Here is a 23,685-nt window from a genome sequence, read left to right on the forward strand (position 1 = left end):
CGCCATGCGGATCGGAGAGCTGGCCGAGCGGGCCGGGACGACCACCCGCACGCTGCGCTACTACGAGTCGCGCGGCCTGCTGACCGCTCGGCGCACCGGGAACGGCTACCGCAGCTACGACGAGGCGGACCTCGACCTGCTGCGGCAGATCAGGCTGCTGCAGGACTTCGGCTTCGAGCTGGAGGACACCCGCCCGTTCGTGGAGTGCCTGCGGGCCGGCTACCCGGCCGGCGACTCCTGCCCGGCCTCGCTGGTGGTCTACCGCCGCAAGCTGGCCGAGCTGGACGCCTGCCTGGCCCGGCTGGGCGAGGTCCGCGAGCGGGTCGCCGCCCAGCTGGCCAGCGCCGAGCGGGCCAGCGCGGAGCTGGCGGCCGGCACCGCCGGGCCCCGGTGCGAGCTGACACCCGAGGGCGAGTGAGAGGACGTACGGCGATGGCGGGGAACGTGGCAGAGGTGACCGACCGGACCTTCGCGGCGGAGGTGCTGGCGGCGGACGGGCCGGTCCTGGTGGACTTCACGGCGGACTGGTGCGCGCCGTGCCGGATGATCGCGCCGGTGCTGGCCGAGCTGGCGGAGGAGGAGGCGGGGCGGCTCAAGGTGGTGACGTTGGACGTGGACCGCAACCCGGAGACCCAGGCGGCCTACGGGGTGCTGTCGATGCCGACCCTGATGGTGTTCCGCGGCGGCGAGCCGGTGAAGTCGATGGTGGGGGCGCGGGCCAAGGCCCGGCTGCTGCGGGACCTCGCCGACGTGGTGTGAGCCGGTGCGGGCGGGGGCCGACCGGATTCGCCGGTCCCCGCCCCGAGTCCGGGGTCAGCCGACCAGCAGCTGGCTGCGCAGGTCGCGCAGGTCGCGCAGGTCGCGCAGGTCGCGCAGGTCCAGGCCGAGGCCCTGCTCCAGGTAGCTGTCGAAGGAGTCGAAGCTCTGCCGCACCTGCGCGAAGCCGGCGCTCAGGTACGCCGGGTCGGCGGCCAGCAGCGGCTTGTAGACGGCCTGGTAGCCGGGGGCAGCTGGGCCAGGGTGGCCGCGTTCTGAGCGGCCCGGTAGGTGTTGCTGGCCAGGTAGTCGGCCATGACGGTGTCCCGCGGCAGGCCGAGCGCGGTGAGCAGGACCGCACTGGCCCAGCCGGTGCGGTCCTTGCCGGCCGTGCTGTTGAATTAGTTGCGGTGCCGGAGGCCACCCGCCGGGCCCGCCCCCGGGCCGGACGGGTGGCCTCCGGACTCAAGCCGCCCCGAACTCCCCGGCGCCCGCGGCGATCGCGAAGGCGGCCCAGGCGGTGGGCGAGAAGCGCAACTGCGGACCCTCAGGGTCCTTTGAGTCGCGGACCGCGACCGTGCTGGACGCCGGGACCGCGACCTCCACGCAAGCGCCGTTGCCGCCACTGTGGCTGCTCTTGCGCCAGGCCGGGTCGACGGTCAGGGTCTTGGTGCTCATCTCTGGTACGCCTCCGCATAGTTGACTATCAACGCCCGGGACTCGACGACGCTCAGCGCCGCGGCCCGCAGGTGGTCATAGAGACCGGTATAGCGGCGGACGTCCACGTCCTTCTCCAGATAGAGGTCGCTCGTCACACCTTCGAAGTAGACGACGGTGGAATCGGCGGACTCCGGGAACTCCATCAGGGAGAATGTCCCGGTCATCCCGGGGTGCGCGCCGTGCACGAACGGGATCACCTGAATGGTCACGTTGGGTTGCTCGCCGACCTCCAGTAGTCGGGCCATCTGGTCGGACATCACCGGTTTGCCGCCGACCTCCCGGGCCAGCACCGCCTCGTCTATGACGGACCAGAAGCTGGCGAACCGGTCCTCGCCGGTGAGCCGGTCCTGCCGCTTGAGCCGCACCTCGACCCGGCGGCGGATCGCGTCGGCCTCGGTGTCCGGCTGGGTGCCCGTCACCACCGCCTCGGCGTACTCCCGGGTCTGCAGCAGCCCGGGCACGAACGAGGACTCGTAGGCGCGGATCGAGGAGGCCTCCGCCTCCAGGCCGATGTAGACGCTGTACGGGATGTCCCCGAACTCGTGCCACCAGCCGCGCTGCCGGGATTCCCGGGCCATCTCCATCAGGCTGTTGCGCATCCGGGCGTCGTCCACGTTGTAGACGTCGCACAGGTCGCGGACATCGCGCTGGCTGATGCTGCGGCGGCCGTTCTCCAGCCGGCTGATCTTCGACTGGGAGACCATCAGCCGGCCGGCCACCTCCTCGGCGGTCATCCCCTTGCTCTCGCGCAGGCGGCGCAGCTCGGCGCCCAGTCTCCTGCGACGGACAGTGGGATTGATGCTGGCGGACACATCGACCTCCGGCGGTACCTCTGGTGTACGGGCTGTACGCGACAGGAGTGGCGGGTCCTTCCTGCTGCCTCGGACTGCTTCGGTGTTCGTGCCAACCCCCTGGCTCTCAGCAGCATGTCATCCCGAGTCAGGTCGCCGCCGGGGATTTGCCCGACCTGTCCGGGATGACTTGCACTATTGGTGTCCGAGCTGATATGCGGTCCGTATGCGGAGCGTTGGGCCCGGACGGGTACGCCGACGGGGCGGGCGCCCCGGCGGGTGCCGGGTGCGACCGCCCCGTTCGTCCCGGGGCCCGGCCGTGCCGCGTGGCGCGAAACGGTGGTCCGGCGCCGTCCGGCCGGGTGCGCACCGGTGGCGCGCACCCCGTGGCGCGCCCTGCGGGCCGCCTGGCCGGTGCCGGTCGGTCAGCGCACGCCGACCGGGCCGGCCGAGCCGCGGGCGCCGCCCAACGGTCCGGGCGCGGCCGCCGTCCTGGGCCGCCCGGCCGGCTCCGCGCCGTTGCGCGCCGCCGGAGCCCGTCCGCCGGTACGGCTCTGCTGGGCCGGAAGGCCGTTCTGCACGTCCATGACGGCGTGGGCGACCATCCCGCCGAGCGGGTCGTAGCGGATCAGGTCCCGCAGGCGGGACCGTGAGGACCGGCCCTCGTTGCCGGGATAGAGGTGCTTCCCGAGGCCCACCGCGTGTGCCAGCGCGGCCAGGGCGGCCGTTCTGGGATCCGGCGGGACGCCGGTGCGGATCGCGGTGTCGAGCCGCTGCTTGATGGCAGCGTTGGTGCAGTCGTCCGACGCCTGGTAACGCGTCGTCGGCAGGACCCCGCACACCTGGCCCGGCACCGCGGCGACCATCCCGCACCGTTCCAGGTGCGCCAGATAGGTCTGCCGCAGCCCCAGTCGGGGCCCGCCGATCCAGTGCGCGGCACGCACCGGGCTGCCGCGACGGCGCAGCAGCTCCAGGGCGTGGTCCAGGGTCGGGTCACCGGTCGGCCGCGGCAGCACCACGGCGATCCGGTCCCCGTCCGGGACTATCCGTCCAGCCAGGGACAGCTCGACGAGCTGTGCCCCGGCGAGTCCGAGGTCGAGGGTCTGCGGCTGCGCCGTGGTACCCGTGGTCGGGTCCAGTGCGAGCAGCAAGAGTTCCTCGGGAATTGTTCTGCGGCTCTTGCCCATCCAAGCCTCCCCGCGTGGATGAATGACAGAGTGACGCCTCTCACACGGACTTGTCGAGTACGCCTCCGAATCGTGACCTTGCGACGGGAACCGCGGGGAGGGGGCCCGTTGCGCGGGGAACCAGGGGTCGAGCGGAGGACGTCACTGCGGGGGATAGGCCGATCATACGGAAAAACTGCCGGTCGGACGGGGTGTGACGACGGCGATCAGGCTCCGGTGGCGGAGACTGTACCGGTGTACGGGCGGCGGCGGGAGCCCCGCGGAGCGCATGAGGAGGTCGGGATACGTGGGCGAGGCCCCGGAGAAGGTGCGGCACGACGGGGAGCGGGAGCTGCCGACGGAGGATGCCGCGGCAGTGGCGGGCGAGCGGGCCGGGGGGCCGCGTGGCTCGACCGTCCAACTCCGTGTCCGCGAAGCGGACCAGCGGACGACGTTCCTACGGACCCCGACCGAGCCCGAGGGGGTTGAGGAAGCCGAGGAAGCCGAGGAAGCCGAGGAGGCTGAGGAGGCCGGGGCGCTCGAGGGAGGCACGGAGCCCGAGGAGTCCGAGGAGTCCGAGGCGGAGTCGGCGGCGGAGCTTGAGGCCGAGGCCGCGCCTGAGCCCGAGGCCGAGGGGGCTGACGAGGAGTCGGCGGAGGCTGACGAGCCCGCCGAGCCCGCCGAGCCCGCGGCGACCGACGATTCCGAGGAGCCCGCCGAATCCGCGGCGACCGACGATTCCGAGGAGCCTGAGGAGCCGGCGGAGGCGGAGGCCACGGAGGAGGACGTCGAGGCGGCCGACGACGAGCTGACCGTCGAGGTGCCCGGGCCCGTCCGCCCAGCGGACCCGCGTATCGCGATCCGGGACACCGCAGATGACGAGGCGGAGGAAGAGGGCGAAAAGGGCGAGGACGAGGAGGCGGAGTCCGAGGGGGAGGAGCCTCCGGCCCGCGACCGCACCATGTTGCTCACCCGCCCGGCGTCCGCCGAGCCTGACGAGGCCGAGGATGAGGGCGAGGGCGAGGACGCCCCCGAAAAGGAGGAGCCTCCGACCCGGGACCGGACCATGTTGCTCAGCCGCCGGGCGCCCGCCAAGGCCGCCGAGGTCGCCGAGGATCACGAGGGCGCGGAGTCCGAGGGCGAGGACGGGGAGTCCGAGGGGGAGGAGTCTCCGGCCCGCGATCGCACCATGCTGCTCAGCCGCCCGGCGCCCGCCAAGTCCAAGGAGTCCGCCGAGCCCGAAGCCGACCCCGAGCCCGAAGCCGACCCCGACACCGACACCCCCAAGCCCGACACCGACACCCCCAAGCCCGACGCCGGCAAGCCCAAGCCCGACACCCCCAAGCCCGACGCCGGCAAGCCCAAGCCCGACGCCGGCAAGCCCAAGCCCGACGCCGGCAAGCCCAAGCCCGACGCCGACACCCCCAAGCCCGACGCCGGCAAGCCCGCCGTCGAGCGCGAGCCGGTGGCCGTCGGCTCCGCCGCGCCCAGCTGGGCCGCCCGCCCCGCCGCCGCGCCGGCCTCCCCGCCGCCCGTCCCGGAGACCACCAACGAGGCGATGGAGGTGCTCGCCGCCCTCAGCGCCCGTCCGGTCTCCCCGCTGCGCCGTGCGCTCAAGCGGATCACCATCTGGACGGTCTTTGTCGGATTCGTGCTCGGCGTCGTGGTGGTCGCCCAGTTGCTGCGCCCGCTGCCGGCCGCCAAGACCCGGATGAGCCTGTCCACCTCGTACACCTTCGCGGGTGCCCAGCCCACGCTGCCCTGGCCGACCGCCGGTCAGGCCGCCGCCGAGGTGGTCGGGGTGGGCAGCCTGGGCAGTTCGGGCCCCGAGACCCCGGCTCCGATCGCCAGCGTCACCAAGGTGATGAACGCCTACATCATCCTGCAGGACCACCCGCTCAAGAAGGGCGAGACCGGTCCGATGCTCACGGTCGACAAGGCCGCCGCGGACGAGTCCGGCGACGCCGACCAGTCCACCGCGAAGGTCACCGAGGGCGAACAGATCAGCCAGTACGAGGCGTTGGAGATGCTGATGCTCCCCTCCGCCAACAACATCGCGCGCCTGCTGGCCCGTTGGGACGCCGGCTCGGAGCAGGCGTTCGTCCAGAAGATGAACGCCCAGGCGGCCAAGTTCGGTATGAGCAACACCACTTACGCCGACGCGGCGGGCTACAACCCGAACACCAAGAGCACCGCGCAGGACCAGCTCAAGCTGGCCGAGCAGGTGATGAAGAACGACGTGTTCCGACAGATCGTGGCCGAACCCGACACCACCATCAACGGCACCCGGATCTTCAACACCAACTACCTGCTGAGCCCGCAGAACGGGATCATCGGCACCAAGACCGGTTCCAGCACGCCGTCCGGCAGCTGCCTGATGTGGGCCGCCACCAAGGACGTGAACGGCACCAAGCAGCTGATCCTCGGGGTGACCCTCGGTCAGCAGCCGACCGGCAGCCAGACCATCCTGACGGCGGCCCAGTTCGCCAGCGCCCCGGTCATCGCGGCCGGGCAGAAGGCGGTGACCGGCCAGGTGCTGGCCAAGCAGGGCGACGTGGTCGGCTACCTGGACGACGGCCTGGGCGACAAGGTGCCGCTGGTGGCCACCAAGGACGTCACGGCCACCGGGTTCGCCGGCGTCACGGTGACCCTCGCGCTGAGCCAGTCCGGCGGGATCGGCCACCAGGCCAAGGCCGGCACCCAGGTCGGCACCATCACCGTCGGTGACGGTGACCAGAAGCTCCAGATCCCGGTGGCGCTGCAGCGCGACCTCGCACCGCCGTCGATCATGTCCCGGCTGACCCGGGCGCTCTGAGCACCCCGCGCGAACGCCGTGGGCCCCGCACGCCGAAGCGTGGGGGGCCCGCGGCCGTCCGGGAGCGGGTTACCGCTTCTTCTTCCCGGTGAGCTTCTCCATCCGGGCCGACAGGCCCCAGGCGGTGACCCGGGCCAGTGCCTCGAAGACGATGTTGCGGCTCATCTTGGAAGCGCCGTGCTCGCGCTCGACGAAGGTGATCGGGACCTCGGCGACCTTGAAACCGGCCCGCACCGTGCGCCAGGCCAGGTCGACCTGGAAGCAGTAGCCGGCCGAGGCGACCTCGTCCATGCCCAGGCCCAGCAGGGTCTCCTTGCGGAACGCGCGGTAGCCGCCGGTGACGTCCCGGATCGGCACGCCGAGCATCAGGCGCGAGTAGGTGGAGCCGCCGCGGGAGAGCAGCAGGCGCGACTTCGGCCAGTTCACCACCTTGCCGCCGGGCACCCAGCGGGAGCCGAGCACCAGGTCGGCACCGCGCAGCGCGGTCAGCAGCCGGTAGAGCTCCTCGGGCTGGTGGGAGCCGTCCGCGTCCATCTCGACCAGCACGTCGTAGCCGTTGTCGATGCCCCAGCGGAAGCCGGCCAGGTAGGCCGCGCCGAGGCCCTCCTTGCCCTTGCGGTGCATGACGTGGACGTGGCCGTCGCGCTCGGCGATCTTGTCGGCCATCTCGCCGGTGCCGTCGGGGCTGTTGTCATCGGCGACGAGGACGTGCACCTCGGGGACGGCGGTCCGGACCCGCGAGACGATCCTCTCGACGTTCTCGGCCTCGTTGTAGGTCGGGATGATGACCAGCACCTTGCCGAGGTCGGCGAAGGAGTGCTCCTGGGGCGCAGTCACGTACGAGCCTTTCGGGTTTGCGCCGCGTCCCCCTGGACACGGCATCGCGTCTCATCTCTCGCCACCGGTCCTGTGCACCGGGGGCGACACCGTCAGCCCACGATCATGTTGGCCGGTCGGAGTGAAGACCGCTCGCAGGGACCCCGGTCAGGTCCGCCGGGACGTACTGGTACGGCTCATCACCAAGGCCGATGGTAGCGACCCGAGGACCCCCGCCGTTAGCCGGGCACCGGAGGGGTACCGGGCGGCCACGGTGCGCGACGGCCGCCCGCGGTCAGCCCTCGGTGCGGGCGGCGGCGGGCGGGTCGGCGGCGAGGTCGGCGGCCAGCGAGTCCTTGAGGCGTTCCAGCAGGAGGACGAAGTTGTCCAGGTCAGTGGTGATCGTTTCGCTCATGCCGGGACGCTAGCGAGCGCTGATCAACATCCGATAAGCGTCAGCCGAGTGCCTCGGTGGCGGTCGCCGGGGCGGCCGGGCCGTAGCCGCTCGGGGTGGCGTGCGGCTCGGGGTCGGGGGAGGCGAACGGGCGCAGGAAGTCGGCGTAGTCCGAGGGGTCGACCAGGCGCCAGCCACGCTCCGAGAAGTCGGCCAGCTCGACTTCCCCCGGTAGCCCCTGGAGGTGCCGCGGCCCGTACTGCGGCCGGACCGGCAGCAGCTCGCCCGCGGCCATCCGGCCCAGGCACTCCAGCAGCGCCTGCACCCCCAGCGGGTAGGCGTGCACCACGTGCCAGGCGAGCGAGTGCCGCTGGTCCACCGGGAGCCGGGGCATGGCCAGCAGCGGGCCGCTGTCCACCCGCTCGCCGTCCACCAGGTGCACCGGGCAGCCGAGCGAGGAGGCCCCCTCCAGCAGCGCCCGGAACGGCCCGAACGGGCCCGCGTGGCGCGGAAGTTCGCCCGCGTGCAGCTGGACCGTGCCGAGCTGGGGCACCCGCAGCGCCGGAGCCCGGAACGGGTGGCCGAAGCGGATCGCGACCACCAGGTCGGGGTGGAACGACTCCAGCAGGCCCAGCCCGTCGCCGGCGTTGATCTGCCGGACCGGGTGCAGCGGGAACCCGTGCCGGCGGCTGAGGTGGTGGAAGGTGAGCGTGCGCCCGGGCGGCTCCGGTGCGCGGTCCAGGGCGGGGAAGAGCACCTCGTTCGGCACGTCCCGCTCGAAGGCCCGCAGTCGGGCGAGCGGTCCGTGCGCGGTCTCCGGCGGTGGGGCGAGGTGCGAGAGCAGCACCTGCACGTGGTGGCCCGAGAGGGCTGGCACCAGGCGGTTGAGGGCCAGGCAGGCGGGCAGGTCCTGGCTGGCGCAGACGGTTATCCGCATCGGGGGCTCCCTCGGTGCTCCGGGGCGACGACCTCCTCCCCACCTTCCGTGGACGGATCGCCGGGGCGCCGCCGGGATACCGCCGAACGAGTGAAGGTCGATCCGGGGGTTACCGGCGGGTTCGGACCTTCGCGCAGCTCCTCCGGAGCCGTCCACCGGGGCTGTGGACGTTCCGGGGATGTCGGCCGGCGGCCCGCCCCCGGGGGTGCTCCGGGCGACCGCGGGCGGCCTCTTCCTCGGCCTGCTGATCCCGCAGCTGTTCGGCACCTTCACCGCGGTCGCCACCGGCGCCGGCCAGGACTACGTGACCGTCCTGCTGGCCGGCTCGCCGGTCTGGTTCCTGCCGCTGCTGCTGGTCAACGGCCTGCTCGGGAGCGCCGGCAACACCGGCCTGATGCTCTACGGCATGGGACGCCATCCTGCCCCGGGCCACCCGGCTACAGGCCACCTACGTGGTCGTGGCGATGGCCACCGCGCTGGTCTTCCTCGGCCACTTCGTGTGGAACGCGCAGGACGCGGTGACCTCCTTCGTCCTGGTGCTGACCGCGATCGGCACCCCCTGGGCGGTGATCACCCTGACCGGCTTCCGACGCTGCCGGGGCGACTACGACCGGGCCTCGCTGCAGGTGCTCAGCCAGCGCACCCGCGGCGGCGTCTACTGGTACCGGGCGGGCTGGAACGTGCCCGCGACGGTCGCCCGGACGGTCGGCAGCGCGGTCGGCCTCTGCTCGGTGGACACTTCTGGTCTACCAGGGCCCGCTGCTGCGCCTGACCGGCGGGATCGACGTCAGCTTCCTGCTCTCCGGTGCCGTCGCGGCCGTGCTCTACCTGCCCCTGTCCCGCAACAGCCGTGGCCGTGCCGGCCACCCCCTCCCGTCGGTCCCCACCCCGGCCCCGGCCGCCACCAGCGCGGTCGACTGACCGTCAGCCCCAGGACGGGGTGAGGTGGTCCGGGGTGCGGACCGGTCGTTCCTTGCGGACGAAGGCCCGGCGCAGGGCGTGGTAGGGCGCCCCGAGGTCGAAGAAGACGGCCCGCATCCGGGTGAGTTCCTCCTCGCGGTAGGCGGCCAGCGGCTTGACGGCGTGCTCGTCCGCCAGGCGCGCCTTCTTCGCCGCGATCCGCTCCTGGGCGGCCGGCAGGGCGGTCAGGCGCGCGGCCAGTGCGCGCGCCCGTGCGGGGAAGTCCGAGGGCGCGCAGTCGATGGTCCGGTCGATCAGGCCCAGGCGGTGCGCGGCCGTCGCGCTCACCGGCAGCGCCTCCTGGATCAGCCGCCGCGCGGTGCCCGCGCCGACCCGGCGCGGCAGGGTGTGGGTCCAGTACTCCGAGCCGTAGAGGCCCATCAGGCGGTAGTGCGGGTTGAGGACGACGCCCGCGCGGCACCACACCTCGTCGGCTGCCAGCGCCAGCATCACGCCGCCGGCGGCGGCGTTGCCGCCGAGGGCCGCGACGGTGAGGCGGTCGGTGGTGGTCAGGACGGCCTCGACCAGGTCGTCCATCGCGTTGATGTTGGCCCAGGACTCCTCGGCCGGGTCGGCGGCGGACTCGATCACGTTGAGGTGGATGCCGTTGGAGAAGAATCCCCGGCCGCCGCCGAGCACCAGCACCGAGGTCGGACGGTCGCACGCGCGGACGTAGGCGGCGAGCAGGCGCCGGCAGTGGTCCGTGCTCATCGCGCCGCCGGGGAAGTCGAAGCGCAGCACGCCGACCGCTCCGCGCTCCTGGTAGCGGATGTCCGTCCAGCCGCCGTCGTCCGCCGGCCGTGCGGGGAGCTCGGGCAGCTCCGGCAGCCGCTCGCCGAGGGCCAGGGTGGCCGGAAGCTTGGTGCCGGGCCGGCCGCCGGGGAGCTTGCGGGCCCGTAGCTCGGGGATCCACACCGCGCCGTCGGCGGTGGCGCGGCAGACGGCGCCGGCCCGGGTGGCCAGCAGGTCGCCGGGGCGCCCGCGCAGTCGGTCCTCGGGATGGCCGCCGTGCAGGAACCACTCGGCGCCGCACAGTTCGTCCAGGACGCCCGGCTGCGAGTCCGCGCCGCGCAGCGTGCGCAGCACCGCCGCCGTCCCGTCCAGCCGCCAGTCGATCCGGCGCAGGCTCTGCGCGAAGTACGGCCGGGTGCGGCCGGCGGCCGGCAGCTCCGCCTGGCGCCGCGGCACGTGGTCGCCGGTGTCGACGCGGTCGACGGCGAGCAGGACGGCCTCCAGCGCGGCGTCGGAGATCTCGCCCCGGTAGAGGTCGCTCTTGCCGACCTCCTCGGGGACGGCGCAGGGCACGCTCGCCCAGACGTCCCCGCCGTCCATCACCGCGTCGGCCTGCAGGACGGTCACGCCCCACTGCCGCGCGCCCTCGTGCAGGGCCCAGTCGAGCGAGGACGGGCCGCGGTCGCCGACCGGCCCGGGGTGCACGATCAGACAGCGGTGCGCGGACCACAGGTCGGCGGGGATCGCGGTCTTCAGCATCGGCGCCAGGATCAGCTCGGGCGCGTGCCGCCGCACGGCCTCCCGCAGCGCGTCGTCGTCCAGGGCCAGTTGGACGCCGACCCGATGGCCGCGGTCGCGCAGCTCGACGAAGACCCGCTGGGTCAGGCTGTTGAACGCGCTCGCGACGAGCAGGATCCGCACGGCTTCCTCCCGGCCGCCCGGCGCACGGGGGAGGCGGCGGGCCCGGCCGCCAGCGATCATCACGCCGAGGTGGCGGGGAAGCGCGAACGCTCGCCCGGGAGTCGCCCGATCGGCGCAGGGTTCCGTCCGAGGGCCCAGACTTGCCCTGCCCACGGCGAGCCGGGCGTGCGGACGACGATGACCCGGACGGCGCCGGACCGGGCGACCGGATGATGTCGGAAAGGATCCAGACGATGCCCCCCACCAACACGCCGCGCCTGCTGGCGGACCTGAGCGAGTGCGTCGCCGAGGCCGGCCCGGAGCAGCGCGGCGCACTGTGGAGACTCACCGAGCCCGCCCGGCAGCTCGACGCCAACCTGATCCGCCTGCCCGCCGGCGCCGTCGTGGACGAGCACCGGGAGAACGACCTGGACGTGCTCCTGCTCGTCGTGGCGGGCGACGGGACCCTGCTCGACGGTGCGCGGACGGTGCCGCTCGGGGTCGGCGCCCTGGCCTGGCTGCCGTGCGCCGCCCGGCGCGGCCTGCGCGCCGGGTCCGACGGGCTGGTCTACCTCACCGTCCACCGGCGGCGTCCCGGCCTGGCCGTTCAGGGCGCCGGACGGGTCGCACCCGTGGACGACGAGGGCGGTGAGGCCGCCTGCTGGCTCCATCAGGTCTGCCCCGGGTGCGGCGCGGTGCCCGACGGTGTCGCCCCCGTGTACTGCAGCCGCTGCGGGGAGCGGCTGGCGACGGACTGACGGGCCCCTGTGACGGTGCCCGGCGGCCGCCGACCCGTCCGGAGGACGGCGGACGCCGGGCGGTGTCGTGCCTGGTGCCGTGCGTTCAGTGCTCCAGGGTCGCCGGCGGGGAAGCTGTGTTGCCTGAGGGTGGTGTTCGCATCGCGGGAAGCGCACCGCGCCAGCCGCGCGCCGTGCGTCCCGATGTGGTTGATGGCTGCGCTCCGGTGTGCGCTGCCGTTCGAGGTGGGCGAGGTCCGCGCACGGCCCGGGGCGAAGAGCGCGGACCGCTTCGGGCGGCCCGGCAGGCGGCGGTGCCCTCGGGCTCGTGGGTGCCGTGCGCGGTGGCGAGCAGGGCGGGCGGCCGTTCGGTGGAGGCGGACGTCATGGCGCCGCAGCCAGGCAGTAGCCGCGTTTGGGTACCGTCCGCACCAGGGCGGCGTGGTGGCCGAGCGCTCCGCGCAGCCGGGCGATCGCCGCCTCCACCGCGTGCTCGTCGGCCTGGCCGCCCGCCCGGGCCCGGCGCAGCGGTTCGGCGCGGCTGAGCACCCGGCCGGGCCGCTCGGCCAGCGTGCGCAGGAGGGCGGCGGGCAGCGGCGCCAGCCAGAGCGCGGGCTCGGCGTCGATCTGCACCGCGTTGCCCTGGAGCGTCAGGTGGTGCGCTCCGGTGCGCAGTTCGCGCCGGTTGCGGGCGGGCAGTGCCTGCTCGATGGCGCGGACCATGGCGCCGAGGCGGCCGCGTTCCCGGCAGAGCGTGGGCACCGCCAGGTCGGCCAGCGGCCGGGCGCAGACCGGGCCGACGCAGACCGGGAGCACGTCCCCGCGCAGCCCGTCCAGCACCTGTGGGCGCAGCCCCAGCCCGTCCGCGGCGGCCAGGAAGGCGGTGATCGCGGGTGCGCTGGTGAAGGTGACCGCGTGCAGCTCGCGACGCGCGGTCTGCTCGACCAGGCGCCGCAGCGCCACCGGGTCCTCGGGCGGGCCCCAGCGGTGGACCGGCACCTCGATCACCTCGGCGCCGCGCTCGCGCAGGGCGGCGGCCGAAGCCGTGACGTAGGCGGCAACGGTGGCATGACCCCGCGCCACGCCGACCTGCTGGCCGCCGACCTCGACCACGACACCCTGGTCCGCACGATCGACCGGTTCCTGGTGCTCTACATCCGCACCGCCGACCGTCTGGAGCGGACCGCCGCCTGGCTGGAGCGGCTCGAGGACGGCCTGGAGCACCCGCGAGCCGTCGTCGTGGACGACGTGCTCGGCATCCGCGCCGAGCTGGACGAGCTGATGGACCGCCACGTCGAGACCCACCGGGACGAGTGGGGGCCACCCTGGCCGACCCCGAGCGGCTGCGGCGGTTCGTCTCCTTCGCCAACGCCCCGGGCACGCCCGACCCCACCGTGCGCTTCGTCGTGGAACGCGACCAGATTCGTCCGGCCCGTCCCGACGAGGACGGGCCCACCCTGAACGTGGTCCTGGCGCCGCCCCGGCCGGCCGGTCGGCCGGCAGGCCGCCGACCGGCCGGGCCAGGGAGCCCGGCAGCGGGCCGAGCCAGAGGAACCGGTCCGCCCGCTCCGCCGAGGTGGCCCGGATCCCCCTGGTCAGCGCCGTGGAAGCGCGCGGAGCCACCCCTCCCCGCAGCCACGGGACCTCCAGGGCGACCCGATCCGCTAGTCTGTCATCGGTCAGTCGGCTATCCCGCTGTCGGCCCGCACGGCATCTCCTCCACGAGCTGCCGAGGGTGTCGGCGCGCCGTCTGACCCGGGCGTTTGTTCACCCTCGCCGGGGACCCGCTGCTGGGTTCCCGACAAGGTTCTCGACAGGCCCCCGCCTCAGTAGCTCAGGGGATAGAGCACGGCTCTCCTAAAGCCGGTGTCGCAGGTTCGAATCCTGCCTGGGGCACAGTGAAACCGCAGGTCACAGGCCTCCGCCCAGTCGGGCCGGGGCCTGTGGCCTTTCTGTTGGGCGGCGCATCCGGGTTGTCGCGGGAGGCATCGCCGGTGTGACGGCGGCCGGGCGGGAAGAAGAGGGGGATGCCGGTACGTCGTGACGTGATCGAAGTGGTGAGGCGCCGGCTGCGGGAGCCCGTCGTCGAGCAGACGGTGCGGGCGACCGTGGCGGCGACCCTGTCGTACGTGGTGGCGCTGCAGCTCAGCAACGAGCCGGCGCCGCTGACCGCGCCGTTGACCGCCCTGCTGGTGGTGCAGGTGACGCTCTACTCCACGCTGACCACCAGCATCCGGCGGGTGAACTCGGTGGTGGTCGGGGTGCTGATCGCGATCGGGTTCAGCTCGGTGGTGGGGCTCTCCTGGTGGAGCCTCGGGCTGATCATCCTGGCCGCGCTGACGATCGGTCACTTCGTGCGGGTGGACGAGTTCGTCAACGAGGTGGCGATCAGCGCGATGCTGGTGCTCGGGGTGACCAGGCTGGCCTCGCAGGCCTGGGACCGGGTGCTGGAGACGCTGATCGGGGCCGGGGTGGGCCTGCTGTTCAACTTCCTGTTCGCCCCACCGGTGTGGGTGGACACCGCGAACGAGTCGATCGAGGGCCTCGCCCGGCGGGCCCGCCACCTGCTGCTGAGCATCGCCGACGAGCTGGGCGGTCCGACCCCGGTGGAACGGGCCGCCGCCCGGCTGCACGAGGCGCGCCGGCTCGACCAGGCCGTCGCCGACGTGGACGCCGCGCTCCGGCAGGCCGAGGACAGCCTGCGGCTGAACCCGCGGATCCGGGAGGGCCTGCTCTCCCGGCTGGTGCTCCGGACCGGGCTGGACACCCTGGAGATCTGCGTGGTCGTGGTGCGGGTGCTGGCCCGTTCGCTCACCGACCTGGCCAAGCGGCGCGGGCCGGACGAACCGCTCTTCCCCGGGGACGTCTCGGTGGCGCTGGAGGAGCTGCTCGCGCACATCGGCGGGGCGATGGTGAGCTTCGCCGTGCTGGTCACCACGCAGGTGAGCCGGGACGCCCAGGGGGCCGAGGAACGGCTGGCCGCGGAGCTGTCGGCCGCCCTCGCCAGCCGGGAGAACCTGGCCCAGCTGCTGCTGCAGAAGGTTCAGGAGTACCCCAAGGCCTGGCAGCTGCACGGCTCGCTGCTGGCCGAGCTCGACCGGATCCTGGACGAGCTGGACCTGGAGCACCGCTCCCGGCGGCTGATGGAGGAACTGGACCGGGCCTCGGTGGCCGACCGGGAGCGGTTCTCCCGGTTCGGCCGGCTGCGCAGCCTGGCCCGGGGGGAGCGGTGGCGGCGGCGGGTGCGTCGTCCGCTGCGTGCGGAGGGCTGAGGGCTCAGGCCGAGGCGAGCGACAGCTCGGTGGACTTCACCAGCGCGGTCACCGGGGAGCCGGTGGCCAGGTTGAGCTCCTCGACCGCGTCCCTGGTCACCGCCGCGGTCAGCTCGCCGTCCTCGACGGTCACCTTGACGGTGGCCATCGCGCCGCCGGTGGTGACCCGGCTGACCGTGCCGGGGATCCGGTTGCGGATGCTCAGGCCGTCCACCGACCCGGTGGCCAGCGACACCTCGGTGGACTTGACCAGCAGGGTGACCGGCGCGCCCGCGGTGAGCTCGAGCTCGGCGACCGCGTCGGTGGTCACCGCCGAGGTGAGCTCGCGACCGCTCGCGGTGCGGACCCGGACCGTCGCCATCACCGCCCCCTCGGTGACGGAGAGCACCGTGCCGGAGAGCTGGTTGCGCATGCTCAGGGTCATCGCCGGAACACCTCGATCTGCTCGCGGGGGCCTGCCACACCCACCGTAGACAGCTCGTGGGAGGTGCCCGGGCCGTCCCCTCTCAGCTGCGACGACAGCCGGCCTGCGGCACTGGCGGACGCGGTCCGGGGGCCGTGGTGATCACCCGGTCGGTCGAGCCGACCGGAGGCCGAGCCAGAGTTCGTCGCGACCGAGCGGCGTGCTGGTGAAGCGCACGCCGGTGGCGTCCCGGACCGCGTTGAAGAGCGCGGGGGCGACCGGGTCGAACGGGCTCTCGCTCATCGACTTGGCGCCCAACGGCCCGATCGCGTCGGCGGTCTCCATGAAGTGCACCTCGGTGCGGGGTGTCCGCGTAGCTGGGCAGGTGGTACCGGCGGAAGGCGGCGGTCTCCACCTCGCCCCGGCGGTCCACCCGGACCTCCTCGAAGAGGGGGGCGCCGAGCGCCTGGGCGACCCCGCCCTCGACCTGGCCGCGGCACTGCATCGGGGTTCATCACCCTGCCCGCGTCGGCCGCGTGCACGCTGCGCAGGATCCGCAGCTCGCCGCTGTCGGGATCGACGGCGATCCGGAACCACTGGGCGTTGAACGCCACCGAGCGCGGGGTGCCGCCCCAGTGCCCGTCGGCGCCGGTGTCCCGGCCGGCCGCGACCATCGCCGCGTGCAACTCCTTCAGCGCGAGCCGCCGTTCACCGCAGAGCACGGCGTCCTCGACCAGCCGGCAGCGCTCCGCCGGGGTGCCGGTGTGCTCGGCGGCGAAGCCGAGCAGCAGCTCGGCCAGCGCGTTGCCGGCCTTCAGCACGGCCTTGCCGGCCACCACCGTGCCGGTCGAGCCGAACGCGCCGGTGTCGAGTCGGACCACGTCGGTGTCGGACTGCCGGATCGCCACCCGGTCGGGGGCGGTGTCCACCGCGCCGGCGCTGATCTGCCGGTGCACGGTGGTCGTCCCGTTGCCGAACTCGGCGGTGCCGACGGCGAGGTCGTACGTCCCGTCGGGGAGCAGGGTGAGCCGGGCATCGGCGATGTGGCCGCCGGGTGGCCCGGTGGCGATCATCGACATCGCCATCCCCTGGCCCATCAACCAGCCCTCGGGCACCAGTTGGTGGTCCCAGGGTTCGTCGGCGGCCCGCCGGACGATCTCCGGGCACTGGTCCAGCCCGTAGCTGGCGATGTGCAGGTCCTCCTCCTCGCCGCCCGGGGTGACCACGTGGTCGTCCGGGCCGATGATGTCGCGCACCCTGAACTCGGCCGCACCGATGCCGAGTCGGCGGGCCAGCTCGTCCATCACCTGTTCCATGGCGAAGACCACCTGGCCCAGGCCGTAGCCGCGGAACGCGCCGGCCGGCACGGTGTTGGTGTACACCGCCCAGCCGTCCACCTTCTTGTTCGGGCAGCGGTAGACCGAGAGCGACTCGCCGCAGCCGTGGAAGAGCACCGCCGGGCCGTGGTTGCCGTACGCGCCGGTGTTGGAGACCACCCGCAGCTGCAGCGCGGTCAGCGTGCCGTCGTGTCTGGCGCCGGCCTTGACGGTGACCTTGAACGGGTGCCGGGTGGTGGCCGAGGTGAACTGCTCGGGGCGGGTGTACTCCAGCTTCACCGGCCGGCCGGTCCTCAGGGCGGCCAGTACCACCAGGTCCTCGACCAGCATCTCCTGCTTGCCGCCGAAGCCGCCGCCGACCCGGCCCGCCCGCACCCGGACCTTCTCCTCCGGCAGGTCGAAGAGCGCGCAGATGGCCCGCCGGGTGAGGAACGGGGTCTGCGTGCTGGAGCGCACCACCAGCCGGCCGCCGTCGGGCGCCTGCAACGTGCAGACCCCCTCCAGCGCGGCGGTCAGTGAGATCATCGGCCCGGCCGGCAGCGCGTTGCACAGGTTGCCGCCGACGGTCGCCATGTTCCAGATCTTGAACGAGGCGGGGAAGGAGCGGCAGCACCGGACGATCAGCTCGCGACTGTGCGCCCAGGCGGCCGGCGGGGCGTAGCGGGAGAGCTCGGCGACCGTGCAGGTGGCGGCGATCTCCAGGCCCTGCGGGCGCTCGCGCAGTGCCGGCCAGCCGGTCGAGCCGAGGTCGCGCAGCCGGCGCAGGTGCGGCTGCGGCTCGGAGAACAGGTACGTCCCGCCGGCCAGCCAGGCGTCCCCCGGCCGCCAGGCCCGGCCGCGCCAGGCCGTGCTGATCTCGGTCACCGTGGACAGGTCCATCGGCCTCACCACCTTCGTGCCTTCGTCGTGGGGGTGCGGGCCCGGCCTCGTCACGGCGCCCGGCGGCCATTGAAGCAACGGCCGCGCGGCCCGGACGAGTGGTGCCGGGCACCAGCCCCGAGTCCGCGATGTGGATGATTGACCAAAGAGGCTTTCTGCCTGTTCAGGCTGGCATCTACGATGCAGGAGCACCTGAGTCCCTGGCTGCTAAGAGGGCTGGCCGGGTGCGGCGCCGCGCCGGGCGCACGGTACGAGGAGCGGCCGGTGATCGTCGGGGACCTGCTGCGGGTGGCGGACCTGCGGCTCGCACTGGCCTGGGGCACCCCCGAACTGCTGGACCGCCGGGTCACCGGGGTCACCTCGACCGACCTGCAGGATCCGGCCCGCTACCTGCAACCCGGCGAACTGGTGCTCTCCGGGCTGGTCTGGTGGCAGCCCGGCCACCCCGACGCGCGGGCCCTCGCGCTGCGCTTCGCCACCTCGCTGCGCAGCGCCCGGGTGGCCGCGCTGTTGGCCGGTGAGGGAACGCACGGCGAGGTGCCGGCCGATCTGGTGGAGGCCTGCCGGGTGCACGGGATCCCGCTGCTCTCGGTGCCGCCCGGGGTGAGCTTCCGGGCCGTCACCGACCGCATCTACCTGCGGCTCTGGGGCGACCTGCACGGCCGGACGGGGACCGCCGCGGTGCCGGGGACCGCCCGCCGGGAGCTGGTCGACCTGATGTACTCGGGCGCACCGCCGGCCGTGGTGCTCGACCGGGCGGTCTCCCGGCGGGCTGCGGGCCGTGCTCGCTGGTCGCCGCCTCGGGCCGGACCGTCGCCACCTCGGGCGGCGCGCCCGACCCGGCGCCGGAGGAGGTGCGGCGCGCGCTGCCCGGGACGGACGGCGCCGCCGGGCTCGCGCTGCCGGTCGGGACCGGCGGCGAGACCCCGTTCGACGGTTGGTACCTCTACCCGCACGGCCCGGCCACCGTCTCCGCCACCGTGCTGCACGGCCTGGCCGACGTGCTCGCCACACTCTGGACCCGCGCCCGCGGCGAGGCCGCCGAGCGCCGGCGGCCGGCCGGCCGGCTCGCCCGGCTGCTCGCCGGGGACGCCCCCGCGCACCCCGCCGAGCTCGCCGAGGCGCTGGCCGCCTGCGGCCTGCCGCCGGACGGGCCGCTGGTTCCGCTGGTCGCCCGGATCGACGGGCTGGAGGCGCCCTGGGCTCCCGACCGGGGGCCTCAGCGGCGGTGCTTGCCGGCGAGGACGGCCGGCTCCGGGTAGGGGATCCGCAGCTTGCGGGCCAGCGGCGCGACCGCCGAGCCGGCGCCGAACACCCGGGCGAGCAGGAAGAGCGAGGCCAGCACGGCGACCGAGCCGACCCCGAGGGCGACCAGGTTGCCGGGGATCCCGTAACCGAGCAGGCCGTTGCACTGGGCGGCCAGCCAGTGCCCGACGAACGCGCCGGGCAGGCAGGCCAGCAGCAGGCCGAGGTGCAGGCCGAAGACCCGGCGCCCGTCCAGGCCGCTGCGCCCGGTCCGGACGATCGGGGGAGTGGTGACCGGGGTGCGCAGCACCATGGTCTCCTCGGGCGAGCCGGTGGACGCGGGCTCCGGTGGCACGGGAGCCCCGCGGCGCAGCCGGCGGCCCAGCGCCCGGCCGGTGATCACCACGTTGACCACGCAGGCCACCGACTGCGCGAAGGCCATGCCGATCACGATCCAGCGCGGCGGCAGCGCGAAGTACGCGACGGCGGAGAGCGCCGCGTTGGTCCCGGAGCTGACCACGGTCAGCCAGAACGGCGTGCGGGCGTCGCCCAGCGCGTAGAAGCCACGCGCCAGCGCGTACTGGGCGCAGAAGGCCGGCAGGCCGATCGCGAAGGCGATCAGCAGCTGGGCGATGACCCAGGTGTCCGCGGGGGTCGCCAGACCGTGCAGGTAGGCGAGGTTGCAGATCTGCGAGGCGAGCGCGATGAAGAGCACCGTGGCCGTCATGATCATCCCGGCCGAGTTCTTGAGCACCTGGGAGATGTCGGCGCCGATCTCCTGCAGCCGGCCCGCGGTGGCCGAGCGGGCCATCCGGGGCAGGATCGCGGTCACCAGGGAGATGGTGATCACGCCCTGCGGCATGACGAACAGGTTGTAGGCGTTGGTGTACGCGAAGTTGCCGAGGCCCGCCTTGATCCCGGCCTTCTCGGCCAGGGTGCCCGCGCCGGTGCTCAGCTGGGTGATCACGGCGAAGGCCAGCTGGGTCACCAGGACCAGCAGCAGGGCCCAGGTGGCCGAGCGCAGCGGCTTGGTGAGGCCGGCGCCGCGCCAGTCGAACCGCGGGCGCCAGCGGAAGCCGACCTTGCGCAGCGCGGGGATCAGGCCCAGGGTCTGCACCAGGATGCCCAGCGTGCTGCCCCAGCCGAGCAGCGCGACCTGGCCGCTCGTCACCCGGCCGATGTCGTGCACCCCGTGCGCGGTGGCGATGTAGAGGCCGAAGACGGCGATCGACACCACGTTGTTGAGCACCGGCGCCCACATCATCGCGCCGAAGTTGTCCCGCGCGTTCAGCACCTGCCCGAGCAGGGTGAACACGCCGTAGAAGAAGATCTGCGGCAGGCAGCAGCGGGCGAAGGCGATGGTCAGCTCGCGCTGCGGGCCCGGGAAGTGCGAGTAGAGGTCGACCACCATCGGGGCGAACAGCCAGGTGGCGGCGGTCAGGATGACCAGGGCGACGAGGCAGAGGGTGAGCAGGCGGTCGGTGTAGGCGACCCCGCCATCCTTGTGGGTCTGCGCCGCGTGCACCAGCTCCGGGACGAAGACCGAGGCCAGCACGCCGCCGAGCAGCATCATGTAGACGGTGTTCGGCAGCGAGTTGGCGACGTTGAAGGAGTCGCCCAGCGGGCCGGTGGCCAGCGCGGCGACGATCATCGAGGCGCGGACGAAGCCCAGCCCGCGCGAGGCCAACGTGCCGAGCGCCATGATCAGGCCGTTGCGGCCGTCCGAGGTGGCCTTGCCGGGCTGCTCCTGCTGCGGGGCGGGCTGCTCGGCCGGACCGCGCTGGCCCGGCAGCTGCTCGGCAGGCGGTGCGTACGAGGGGTCGGCCGGACCGAAGCCCTGGGCCGGGATCGGGCGCAGGGCCATGGTGGGCTGGTCGTCGTGCGGCGGCCGGACGGGCTGCGCCGGCGGGGCGACCGGGGAGGGCCGCTGCTGCGGCGGGACGGGGTGGGCCTCGGCCGGCCCGTAGCCGGTGGGCGGGCCGTACGAGCCGTACGGCCCCGGCGTTCCGTAGCCGCCCTGCTGGCCGTAGCCGTCCTGCTGCGGGTAGGACCCCTGCTGGTAGGCCGTCTCCTGCGGGTAGGCCCCCTGCGCTCCGGGTGACCCGTACGACTCGGGCGGGCCGTACGAACCGTACGGCTCCCCCGACGTGTGCGTGGTCATCGGACCCCCGTCGCTCGGTGCCTGGGCAGGTGCTGCTGCGGGGCTGCCGCAGTGCGGGCGCGGCGGGTGGTCGGCTTGCGGACCCGCCGTGCTGGCGCGGGGTCCGGACGACCGGCGGTCGCCGTGCCGTCGTGCCCGGTTCCCCCGCTCCGGGCATGGCTATGCCCAGGCGTAGCAGTCTGCCCTACCTGGGCACTCGATGTGGAGTCCGGTGCCATGTGGCAGAGATCTCCAGCGCCCGATCCAGCCAGGCCGACCGAGGGGCAGTCAGGTGAACTTGGCCGAAATTCTCTGCCAATTGCCCGATTTGCTCCATATTTGTCCTGGCTACGCCCGGACTGGCACGGCTGGTACTGCACTGTCCTCTTCTCTCCCGCTGACCCACCGGACCACTCGTGTGAGGTATCTCACCGCCGGTCGGAGTCCCTCGCCTCGAACTCCCCGTGGAGCTTCCCGGGGGGTGGCAACTCCGGAAACGGCACCGTGGAGGCGAGGACGCTCTGCACCCGCGGTCTGGTTCGCCAGTCCACCCGGCGGACGTCGCGGGAGAGCGCGCCCGGGCGGAGCAGCTCGACGACGACGGTGGTCGAGCCGAGCACCGCGACCGCCAGGAACCAGCCGCCCAGGATGTCGCTCGGCCAGTGCACCCCCAGCGCGACCCGGGTGAAGCCGATCAGCACGGTGGCCCCGGCCGCCAGCGCGCAGGCGGCGATCCGACCGGACCGGGGGGCCCGTGGCCAGACCAGGGCGACCAGAGCCGCGGTGGTGATCGCCGAGGCGGTCGCGTGCCCGGAGGGGAAGGCCGGGCCGGCCGCGTGCGCCACCGGGTCGGCGAAGGAAGGTCGCGGCCGGGCGATCAGGGCGGCGGCGGCCCGGTGCGCGGCCCAGCCGACCACGGCCTGCGCCGCGGTCCAGCCGGCCAGGGTGCGGGCGCCGATCGCCCAGAGCCAGGCGGCGGCCAGCGCGAGCAGGATCCGCATCGCGGTCGGGCCGCCGAGGGCGGTCATGGTCAGCAGCGAGGCGGTCCAGGCGGCGTGGCCTCGGGCGACGTCGTGCAGGCCGCCGGTCCAGCCCTGGTCCAGCCGGGCCAGCGGGCCCCAGTGGTGGTCGACCAGGGTCAGCAGCAGTCCGAAGAGCAGGGCCGCGCCACCGGCGATCGCCGCGTAGCGGGGGAGCCGGACGCGCTGTGGGCGCGGACTGCTGGGACTCGTCAGGTGCATGGCTGAACACCTTCCCCGCGGGGCGAGTCGTTCCGATGGGGGATGTATAGCGATTTGGCATCTCTTGCGCTTGGAGGGGCGGGGATCGATTCGGCCCGTCCCCGCGTTGGGACTTCTGACGGCGAACCCGGCCCGTGCGGTGTGCGACCCCTGTGAGTGCTCGGCGATCCGCCACGTCAGGTGCCGGATCAGTCACCGTGCGTCCATGGTCGGGGTGAAAACGGGCAGGATACTGCATCTCCCGAAGAATCTGTGCGGACTTGGGAATGTTGTCCGGAATCTGCACGTTGGATCGTTACGTGCGAGACCTTCGGGTCGCACGTCAGGAGGCGTGTCGTCGCCGAGAGCCAGTTCCGGCATCATCAGCAAGGAGCAAGCATGGCCACCCGTGCCGTCGTTCGCGACAGGGCCGACCGGACTCGTACGGCCCGCCCGACCAACCTTGAGACCGACCGCGACCTGGTCGGCATGTACCTCGACGAGATCGCCAGGACGCCCCTCCTCGACGCCGCCGAGGAGGTCGAGCTGTCGCTGCGCATCGAGGCCGGCGTCTACGCCCAGCACCTGCTGGACGAGGCCGAGCACGGCGGGTCCGCGCTCCCCGAGGGCGTCACGCACGAGGAACTGGAGGCGATAGCCGCCGACGCCGAGCGCGCGAAGGACGTCTTCATCCGGTCCAACCTCCGGCTGGTGGTCGCGGTGGCCCGGCGCTACCCGCGCAGTGGCCTGCCGCTGCTCGACCTGATCCAGGAGGGCAACGCCGGCCTGGTCCGCGCGGTCGAGAAGTTCGACTACGCCAAGGGGTTCAAGTTCTCGACGTACGCGACGTGGTGGATCCGGCAGGCGATCACCCGGTCGATCGCCGACCAGTCGCGGACCATCCGGCTGCCCGTCCACCTGGTCGAGGAGCTGGGCCGGATCCGGCGGGTGCAGCGCGAGAAGTCCAAGGAGCTGGGCCGGGAGGCCGAGCCGGCCGAGGTCGCCGCCGAGCTGGACACCACCGAGGCCCGGGTCAAGGACGTGCTGGACTGGGCCCGTGACCCGGTCAGCCTCAACATGGCGGTCGACGACGAGGGGGAGACCCAGTTCGGCGACCTGGTCGAGGACACCGGCGCGGTCTCGCCGGAGGACGCGGTGCTGGTCATGCTGCGCCGGGAGGAGCTGGACGACCTGATCGGGCGGCTCGACGACCGGACGGCCTCGATCATCCGTTCCCGCTACGGGATGGAGGACGGGCGCGAGCGCACCCTTACCGAGGTCGGCAAGCAGCACGGGCTGACCCGGGAGCGGATCCGGCAGATCGAGAAGCACGCGCTGGCGGAGCTGAAGAAGATCGCGGGGCACTCGGGGTTCGAAGCCGCCTGATCGCCGTCCGATCCGTCCTCCCGTCTCCGTCCCCGTCCTCCGTTCGCCAGTCGACCGTCCCGGGGCGCGCGCCGGGGGC

General features: G+C 73.6%; 19 protein-coding genes, 1 tRNA gene and 5 pseudogenes. 11 read left to right on the forward strand and 14 right to left on the reverse strand.

The window, feature by feature from the left end; all coding sequences use genetic code 11:
• Positions 1-4 precede the first annotated feature (4 nt).
• The gene (locus tag ACZ38L_RS08375; RefSeq protein WP_465690481.1) at positions 5-418 is read left to right on the forward strand and encodes a MerR family transcriptional regulator; all 414 of its coding nucleotides are present in this window, start codon (positions 5-7) and stop codon (positions 416-418) included.
• Positions 419-432: 14 nt separating this feature from the next.
• Positions 433-759, forward strand: a complete 327-nt coding sequence (gene trxA / locus ACZ38L_RS08380; RefSeq protein WP_465690483.1) for a thioredoxin — start codon at positions 433-435, stop codon at positions 757-759.
• 54 nt (positions 760-813) lie between these two features.
• On the opposite strand, the gene ACZ38L_RS08385 is transcribed toward trxA, so the two are convergent.
• From ACZ38L_RS08385 to ACZ38L_RS08405, 5 genes are all read right to left on the reverse strand, one after another.
• Positions 814-978 carry a tyrosine-protein phosphatase gene (locus ACZ38L_RS08385; protein ID WP_465690608.1) on the reverse strand — a complete coding sequence of 55 codons (165 nt, stop codon included), beginning with the start codon at positions 976-978 and terminating at the stop codon, positions 814-816.
• The gene (locus tag ACZ38L_RS08390) at positions 951-1,109 is read right to left on the reverse strand and encodes a tyrosine-protein phosphatase (RefSeq protein WP_465690610.1); all 159 of its coding nucleotides are present in this window, start codon (positions 1,107-1,109) and stop codon (positions 951-953) included. Before ACZ38L_RS08390 ends, ACZ38L_RS08385 begins: the two co-directional genes overlap by 28 nt.
• Before the next feature lie 112 nt (positions 1,110-1,221).
• Complete coding sequence (locus ACZ38L_RS08395) at positions 1,222-1,434, reverse strand: DUF397 domain-containing protein (RefSeq protein WP_396558205.1); 213 nt, start codon at positions 1,432-1,434, stop codon at positions 1,222-1,224.
• The gene (locus ACZ38L_RS08400) at positions 1,431-2,288 is read right to left on the reverse strand and encodes a helix-turn-helix domain-containing protein (protein ID WP_465690486.1); all 858 of its coding nucleotides are present in this window, start codon (positions 2,286-2,288) and stop codon (positions 1,431-1,433) included. The genes ACZ38L_RS08395 and ACZ38L_RS08400 overlap by 4 nt, the downstream gene beginning before the upstream one ends.
• 404 nt (positions 2,289-2,692) lie before the next feature.
• The gene (locus tag ACZ38L_RS08405) at positions 2,693-3,454 is read right to left on the reverse strand and encodes a GOLPH3/VPS74 family protein (RefSeq protein ID WP_465690488.1); all 762 of its coding nucleotides are present in this window, start codon (positions 3,452-3,454) and stop codon (positions 2,693-2,695) included.
• 286 nt (positions 3,455-3,740) lie between these two features.
• Here ACZ38L_RS08405 and ACZ38L_RS08410 point away from each other — a divergent pair, with 286 nt between their 5' ends.
• Entirely contained in the window at positions 3,741-6,248 is a 2,508-nt protein-coding gene (locus ACZ38L_RS08410; RefSeq protein ID WP_465690490.1) for a hypothetical protein, read from the forward strand.
• 69 nt (positions 6,249-6,317) lie between these two features.
• Here ACZ38L_RS08410 and ACZ38L_RS08415 read toward each other — a convergent pair whose 3' ends face one another.
• Positions 6,318-7,130 carry a polyprenol monophosphomannose synthase gene (locus ACZ38L_RS08415; RefSeq protein ID WP_465690492.1) on the reverse strand — a complete coding sequence of 271 codons (813 nt, stop codon included), beginning with the start codon at positions 7,128-7,130 and terminating at the stop codon, positions 6,318-6,320.
• Between the two features lie 389 nt (positions 7,131-7,519).
• On the reverse strand, positions 7,520-8,395 hold the full coding sequence (locus ACZ38L_RS08420) for a formyltransferase family protein (protein ID WP_465690495.1): 876 nt from the start codon (positions 8,393-8,395) through the stop codon (positions 7,520-7,522).
• Between the two features lie 205 nt (positions 8,396-8,600).
• On the opposite strand from ACZ38L_RS08420, the pseudogene ACZ38L_RS08425 reads away from it, so the two are divergent.
• A pseudogene (locus ACZ38L_RS08425) lies at positions 8,601-9,316 on the forward strand (cytosine permease); the annotation flags it as partial.
• A gap of 3 nt (positions 9,317-9,319) precedes the next feature.
• Here ACZ38L_RS08425 and ACZ38L_RS08430 read toward each other — a convergent pair.
• Complete coding sequence (locus ACZ38L_RS08430; protein ID WP_465690497.1) at positions 9,320-11,008, reverse strand: hydrogenase maturation protein; 1,689 nt, start codon at positions 11,006-11,008, stop codon at positions 9,320-9,322.
• Between the two features lie 233 nt (positions 11,009-11,241).
• On the opposite strand from ACZ38L_RS08430, the gene ACZ38L_RS08435 reads away from it, so the two are divergent.
• A complete protein-coding gene (locus ACZ38L_RS08435) occupies positions 11,242-11,745 on the forward strand; it encodes a cupin domain-containing protein (protein WP_465690499.1) in 504 nt (167 codons plus the stop codon).
• A 363-nt stretch (positions 11,746-12,108) separates the two neighbouring features.
• Here ACZ38L_RS08435 and ACZ38L_RS08440 read toward each other — a convergent pair whose 3' ends face one another.
• On the reverse strand, positions 12,109-12,837 hold the full coding sequence (locus ACZ38L_RS08440) for a uroporphyrinogen-III synthase (protein WP_465690501.1): 729 nt from the start codon (positions 12,835-12,837) through the stop codon (positions 12,109-12,111).
• Between ACZ38L_RS08440 and ACZ38L_RS08445 the strand changes: the two are divergent.
• The 3 genes and pseudogenes from ACZ38L_RS08445 to ACZ38L_RS08455 form a co-directional block, all read left to right on the forward strand.
• Positions 12,769-13,190 (forward strand): annotated as a pseudogene (locus tag ACZ38L_RS08445) (nitrite reductase (NAD(P)H)); the annotation flags it as partial. The gene ACZ38L_RS08440 and the pseudogene ACZ38L_RS08445 sit on opposite strands and share 69 nt — an antisense overlap.
• A gap of 357 nt (positions 13,191-13,547) precedes the next feature.
• A tRNA-Arg gene (locus ACZ38L_RS08450) sits at positions 13,548-13,620 on the forward strand.
• A gap of 131 nt (positions 13,621-13,751) precedes the next feature.
• A complete protein-coding gene (locus tag ACZ38L_RS08455) occupies positions 13,752-14,996 on the forward strand; it encodes an FUSC family protein (RefSeq protein WP_465690503.1) in 1,245 nt (414 codons plus the stop codon).
• 4 nt (positions 14,997-15,000) lie between these two features.
• Here the strand turns inward: ACZ38L_RS08455 and ACZ38L_RS08460 are convergent, their stop codons facing one another.
• From ACZ38L_RS08460 to ACZ38L_RS08470, 3 genes and pseudogenes are all read right to left on the reverse strand, one after another.
• A complete protein-coding gene (locus ACZ38L_RS08460; protein WP_465690505.1) occupies positions 15,001-15,420 on the reverse strand; it encodes a TOBE domain-containing protein in 420 nt (139 codons plus the stop codon).
• Positions 15,421-15,561: 141 nt separating this feature from the next.
• Positions 15,562-17,210 (reverse strand): annotated as a pseudogene (locus ACZ38L_RS08465) (xanthine dehydrogenase family protein molybdopterin-binding subunit); the annotation flags it as partial.
• 48 nt (positions 17,211-17,258) lie between these two features.
• Positions 17,259-17,615 (reverse strand): annotated as a pseudogene (locus ACZ38L_RS08470) (FAD binding domain-containing protein); the annotation flags it as partial.
• Between the two features lie 180 nt (positions 17,616-17,795).
• Between ACZ38L_RS08470 and ACZ38L_RS08475 the strand changes: the two are divergent.
• Together ACZ38L_RS08475 and ACZ38L_RS08480 are read left to right on the forward strand one after the other, a co-directional pair.
• Positions 17,796-18,239: pseudogene (locus ACZ38L_RS08475) on the forward strand (PucR family transcriptional regulator ligand-binding domain-containing protein); the annotation flags it as partial.
• Between the two features lie 230 nt (positions 18,240-18,469).
• Positions 18,470-18,877 carry a hypothetical protein gene (locus tag ACZ38L_RS08480; protein WP_465690507.1) on the forward strand — a complete coding sequence of 136 codons (408 nt, stop codon included), beginning with the start codon at positions 18,470-18,472 and terminating at the stop codon, positions 18,875-18,877.
• Here the strand turns inward: ACZ38L_RS08480 and murJ are convergent.
• Both murJ and ACZ38L_RS08490 read right to left on the reverse strand, forming a co-directional pair.
• Positions 18,835-21,021: a murein biosynthesis integral membrane protein MurJ gene (gene murJ, locus ACZ38L_RS08485; RefSeq protein ID WP_465690509.1), complete on the reverse strand. Its 2,187-nt coding sequence runs from the start codon at positions 21,019-21,021 to the stop codon at positions 18,835-18,837. The two genes, ACZ38L_RS08480 and murJ, sit on opposite strands and share 43 nt — an antisense overlap.
• A gap of 407 nt (positions 21,022-21,428) precedes the next feature.
• Positions 21,429-22,241 (reverse strand): phosphatase PAP2 family protein, encoded by an 813-nt coding sequence (locus tag ACZ38L_RS08490; protein WP_465690511.1) that lies wholly within the window; start codon positions 22,239-22,241, stop codon positions 21,429-21,431.
• Between the two features lie 378 nt (positions 22,242-22,619).
• On the opposite strand from ACZ38L_RS08490, the gene ACZ38L_RS08495 reads away from it, so the two are divergent.
• Positions 22,620-23,606 (forward strand): sigma-70 family RNA polymerase sigma factor, encoded by a 987-nt coding sequence (locus tag ACZ38L_RS08495; protein ID WP_465690513.1) that lies wholly within the window; start codon positions 22,620-22,622, stop codon positions 23,604-23,606.
• Positions 23,607-23,685: the final 79 nt, after the last annotated feature.

This window comes from Kitasatospora sp. NPDC024654 (assembly GCF_055559155.1).